Origin of the sequence: Catenibacterium sp., from assembly GCF_052354645.1 — a bacterium.
Taxonomy (GTDB): domain Bacteria; phylum Bacillota_I; class Bacilli_A; order Erysipelotrichales; family Coprobacillaceae; genus Catenibacterium; species Catenibacterium mitsuoka_A.
Map to the genome: position 1 here is coordinate 1 of NZ_DAWDDM010000132.1, position 5,289 is coordinate 5,289.

The following is a 5,289-nucleotide window of genomic DNA, read 5'->3' on the forward strand; positions in this document are numbered from 1 at the left end:
TACAAGCTACACTTGGCAATCAGAACCCCACGGGCTTGCCCGTGGGAGTAGTCAGATTGAGACAGTATTTTTCAGAAAGGAACAGGGGAGTAAGTGTTAAACAATTACATATTAAGATTAAAAAGTGAGTTTAAGGGGTATAACTCACAAAAGTTAGTAAAGGATATACTTGCAGGCTTAACAGTTGTAGCAGTGGCTTTACCACTCGCCTTAGCTTTTGGTGCCGGCAGTGGGGCTGATGCTGGTGCAGGACTTATTACAGCTATTGTGGCAGGTTTATTAATTGAAGGACTATCTGGTGCTTCTTATCAGATTTCAGGTCCTACAGGGGCCATGTCAGCCATTCTGATTGGTTTATCAACTACATATGGTTTACAGGGAGTATTTGTAGCTAGCTTTATTTCTGATGTGATGTTGCTTATTGCATCACTATTAAAATTTGGGAAGGTTGTATCTTTTATCCCAAGTAGTGTTATTAAGGTTTTAGAAATGTTGGAAGAAAAGTAGGGAAACCTACTTTTTTTATGTGGGCACCTGTGAATTTATCCATGTATGGATGATAAAGGACATGGTACATTAAAACGTACTAAGAAGAAATCATATGACTGGATGAAGCATATCATTGAAACAAATGGTGCTGCATTAGAAGAGGATAGTGATTAATTCACTATTCTTTTATTTGTATCCGTTTTCACATAATGACAAAGTCACTACAAAGCGCTTATAGTCTTCGTGAACAAGTATAGTTATTTAACACCTAAAATTAGGTGTTATAGTATTACGATTTACATGCATTTTAAAAAGATATGATATATACTAAAGAAAATGAATTATTCACACTTATGCACATTATGCACAAAATAGAATAAAGAAATGAACAAAGTATTTATGTAATTTTGATCTAAAATATACCATGAAACATTGTAATCAAACAAATACATGATAAAATAGAAATGCAACCGTTTACAAGAAAGGGGGTTACACTATGAAAGCGTCTGAAGTATCCAAAAGACTTTCTAGTGGTGAAATGACTCCTCTATTAAGAGGAATTTACTCAGAAAATATAGATGAGCAGGTATTAAGATATAAAGAAGCTATACAATCGTTTATGGATTATTATGGAGATCAGGATATTATGATATTTAGTGTTCCTGGTAAATGTGAAATAGGTGGGAATCATACCGACCACCAGCATGGACGTGTTCTTGCATCCGCTATTCAATTAGATTCTATTGGTATAGTAGGTAAACAGGATCGTTATGTGAAGGTTATTTATGATGAACTAAATATTAATGAAATAGATACAGAAAATATAAAATATAATGAAGCCAAGAAAGGCACAATGGAATCATTGATCAATGGTGTATTATTTGGTTTAAACCAGAAGAATTATCATATCGGTGGTTTTAATGCTTTTATTCAATGTAATATTCCTAGAAATGTAGGTTTAGGTTCTAGTGCTAACTTTAATATTATGATTGGTACCATTATTAACTATTTATACAATGAAGGAAAAATTGAAAACAAACATCTTATCCAGATTGGGCGTTTTGCGACAAATACATTTTATTGTAAGCCAAGTGGTATGATGAATGAATGTGTCTGCTGTGTGGGTGGATTTATTAAAGTGGATTTTAAGGATTCTAATTCACCTGATATTTATAAGCTGAATACTGATTTCTCAAATTTTGATTATACTCTATGTTGTGTGAATTCTAATGTGTATAGATCAGATACTACTATGGATTATTATGCTGTTCCTAATGAAATGATCAAGGTGGCTAACTTCTTTAAGAAAGATGTCTTAAGAGATGTTTCTTATGATGAGTTCATGAAGAAATACCGTATGGTAAGAGCAAGAGTAGGGGATCGTCCTGCTTTAAGAGCACTTCATTTCTTTAAAGAAGAAGATCGTGTCTTAAAGCAGTCAGAAGCACTTGAAAAGGGAGATTTTGATACTTTCTTAAGATTAGTAAGAGAATCTGGAGATTCTACCTTTAAAGCATTACAGAATATTTATCAACAGGAAAGTACGCGTCATCAAAATATTGGTACAGCTATTGTATTAAGCGAAAACTTTTTAGGTGAAGATGGTGTTGTAAAAGTGAATGGTGGTGGATTCTCAGGTACTATGCTTGCCTTTGTGAAAACAAGTGTCATTAATGATTATGCAGCTTATATGGATTCTATATTTGGTAAGGGTTCTTGTTATATTATTCATGCAAGAGAACAAGGCGCAATAAGATTACTCTAAAGCAGTGAAAACTGCTTTTTTTTATAATTCTTTGTGCTATAATATTACCGACATATGTCAGTAACTGGAGGAGCGTATGGCTAGACCAAAGAGATCAAGGACAATTACAGGATTTCCTGAATACAATATGTTTGTACCTGATGGTATCCCTCAAAAAGGCTATATAGAGCTTGAATTAGATGAATTTGAGGTCATCCGTCTTATAGACTATAAGTCCTATACACACGCCAAATGCGCTGATAAGATGAATATATCACGTACTACAGTCACTGAAATATATGCCAGAGCAAGAAAAAAGATAGCACGCAGTATTATGGAAGGCTATCCTTTAAGAATTGAAGGCAATGAATGTATAAAGAAAACAGGGTATCCTGTATTAAAGGTAAAAGGAGAACATATTATGAGAATTGCGGTAACTTATGAAAATGAATCAGTTTTTCCACACTTTGGAAAAACATCACAATTTAAATTATATGATGTAGAAAACAATGAAATCAAAGAATCACAGGTTGTTGGTACAGAAGGATTAGGCCATGGTGCTCTAGCAATCTTATTATCTAATATGAATGTAGATGTATTGATCTGTGGTGGTATTGGTAGAGGTGCTATTATGGCTTTAAGTGGGTCTAATATTAATGTCGTAGGTGGAGTGACAGGTGATTGTGATACTGCAGTAAAAGCTTATTTAGATGGTACACTTGTTCCTGAGTCAGAACCTACTTGTGGATGCAGTCATGATAGCTGTGAATGCCATGATGAATAATATTTGACAAACAAATAAAACGAGAATAAAATCAAAACTGTTGAATGCTCGGATGGTGGAATGGTAGACACGCCAGTTTCAGGTACTGGTGGTTTATGCCGTGTGGGTTCAAGTCCCATTCCGAGCACCAATAGTTGTTAACGTGGGTAACCACGTTTTTTTTTGTGCATTAAAAAAGACTATGAATAACTCATAGCCTCTATATAATGATTCCCAAGAATCCTAATGCAAGGAAAATAAGAATGAGATAGATAATGACCTTTAAACTCCATTTAAATATATAAAACATAACAATAAATGGAAGAAATGCAAGAAAGAACACCATAGATAATAATGTACCTAACATAATCATCACCTCACTCTTATTATAATATTATTTTCCAGAATCTCCATAGTTTTTAAGTACTCTAGCACTTGGGTCATTGACATCACAGTTTTCCCATGTTTTGTTAGGCATCCAGAAGTCTTTGATCCATTTAGCTTTTCCTGGGTAATAAGATTCAAAGATATCACGATATAATAATGATTCTTTAGTAAATGGTGTACAGTAAGGATACTTCTCTTTAGCGTTTACTACATCTTCATCTGTATATAATGAATCAGCATATTCTTTTAAGTAATCTACCATAGAATGTCCTACTGCATCAGAGAATGCGGCTTTTTCTCTAAATAAGATATCTTGAGGAAGATAGTTTAAACCTTCAAAAGCATGTCTTAATAGATATTTACCTTTGTTGTAAGTGTTCATTTTCTTCTTAGGATCAATACGCATAGTATAATCCACAAAATCAAGATCTGCGAAAGGAACACGTCCTTCTAAGGCATTTGCACTAATACATCTATCTGCTCTTAATACATCATACATATATAATTCACGCATACGTTTTTGAGATTCTTTCTGGAATTCTTCTGGACTAGGTGCAAAGTCTGTATATTTATAACCAAATAATTCATCACTGACTTCACCTGTTAGAATAACCTTTAAATCAGTATGTTCATGAATATATTTACATAGAAGATACATACCAATACTTGCACGAATAGTCGTAATATCCCAAGTTTCTAATGTACGAATGACTTCTCTTAAAGAACCTAATACATCTTCTTTAGTCATAATAACTTCTGTATGATCAGTACCTAAGAATTTAGCGACTTCTTTCGCATACTTTAAATCAATAGGATCTGTTTCCATACCAATCGCAAATGTCTTAATAGGTGTATCAGTAATACGCTGACCAATCGCACATACTAATGATGAATCTAAACCACCAGATAATAAATAACCAACAGGGGCATCACTCTGTAATCTCTTCTTAACGGCTTCAATTAATTTAACACGTAGGTTCAAGGCAATTGTTTCTACATCATCATTATGCATTAATTTCACATCAGCCACATCATTGAAGCATACAAACTTTTCCCCATCATAATAATGTCCTGGTGGGAAAGGCATAATTTCTTTACAGACAGGCATTAAAGCTTTGGCTTCAGAACCAAATGCGATAGTGCCTTTTTCAGTATATCCATAAAACATTGGACGAATACCAATTGGATCTCTGGCAGCCATCATCTTATCAGTATCTGCATCATATAAACAGAATGCATATTCACCATCTAAATATCTTACAAGTGTATCTAAACCATATTTTCTATATAAAGGAATTAATACTTCACAGTCACTAGAAGACTTGAAAGTATATTCATCCATAATATTCTTCTTTAATTCTGGGTAGTTATAGATTTCTCCATTACATACCACAATAGTATGATCATCAGAAAATGGCTGCATACCATTTTCACTTAAATCCATAATAGCTAATCTATTGAAACCAAAAGTCTTATCAAATAATCTAGAAGTCTCAATCATATCAGGACCTCTACCTTCAATCTTTCCTAAAGCTTCATCAAATACATCAATCTCTACTTCTGTAGAACCCATTGTTAGAAAACCACACATTTACATTTTCCTCCTATACTTGAGTCAAAAAAAACTCGCTTTGTGGTGCGAGTATCTTACTAAGTCGTTGAGTCTATAACTAAGTACAGACATACTTCAAAGAGCATGCGATACCCGCCAGCGGTAACGTCGCTGAAAGAACGTTCTAGCCTACTTGCATTATGCTTTGGGTAGACAGCTCAGAGGTGTTCTTCATCTATCACTTAACTGTAAGTCTTCCACCAATCACTTACTCGCTAGAGTCTCTGTCATAGATTACTCTCCTCGTCTTCGCCTTTGTTGGGTCTAAGTATAGTACAAATATTTAGTCAATGC

Annotated in this window: 5 protein-coding genes and 1 tRNA gene; 4 read left to right on the top strand and 2 right to left on the bottom strand. The window is 34.1% G+C overall.

What is annotated here, in order from left to right; genetic code table 11:
- Positions 1-93: 93 nt before the first annotated feature.
- The 4 genes from ACT8VG_RS06870 (at position 94) to ACT8VG_RS06885 (ending at position 3,147) form a co-directional block, all read left to right on the top strand.
- On the top strand, positions 94-507 hold the full coding sequence (locus tag ACT8VG_RS06870) for a SulP family inorganic anion transporter (protein WP_432271622.1): 414 nt from the start codon (positions 94-96) through the stop codon (positions 505-507).
- A gap of 478 nt (positions 508-985) precedes the next feature.
- Positions 986-2,254, top strand: coding sequence for a galactokinase (locus ACT8VG_RS06875; RefSeq protein ID WP_444195481.1), 1,269 nt, complete (start codon positions 986-988; stop codon positions 2,252-2,254).
- 76 nt (positions 2,255-2,330) lie between these two features.
- Positions 2,331-3,017, top strand: coding sequence for a DUF134 domain-containing protein (locus ACT8VG_RS06880; RefSeq protein ID WP_117459596.1), 687 nt, complete (start codon positions 2,331-2,333; stop codon positions 3,015-3,017).
- A 46-nt stretch (positions 3,018-3,063) separates the two neighbouring features.
- Positions 3,064-3,147 (top strand) — tRNA-Leu (locus ACT8VG_RS06885).
- 69 nt (positions 3,148-3,216) lie between these two features.
- On the opposite strand, the gene ACT8VG_RS06890 is transcribed toward ACT8VG_RS06885, so the two are convergent.
- Positions 3,217-3,363 (bottom strand): hypothetical protein, encoded by a 147-nt coding sequence (locus ACT8VG_RS06890; protein WP_158546353.1) that lies wholly within the window; start codon positions 3,361-3,363, stop codon positions 3,217-3,219.
- Between the two features lie 27 nt (positions 3,364-3,390).
- Positions 3,391-4,974: an asparagine synthase B gene (gene asnB / locus ACT8VG_RS06895; RefSeq protein WP_444195482.1), complete on the bottom strand. Its 1,584-nt coding sequence runs from the start codon at positions 4,972-4,974 to the stop codon at positions 3,391-3,393.
- Positions 4,975-5,289: the final 315 nt, after the last annotated feature.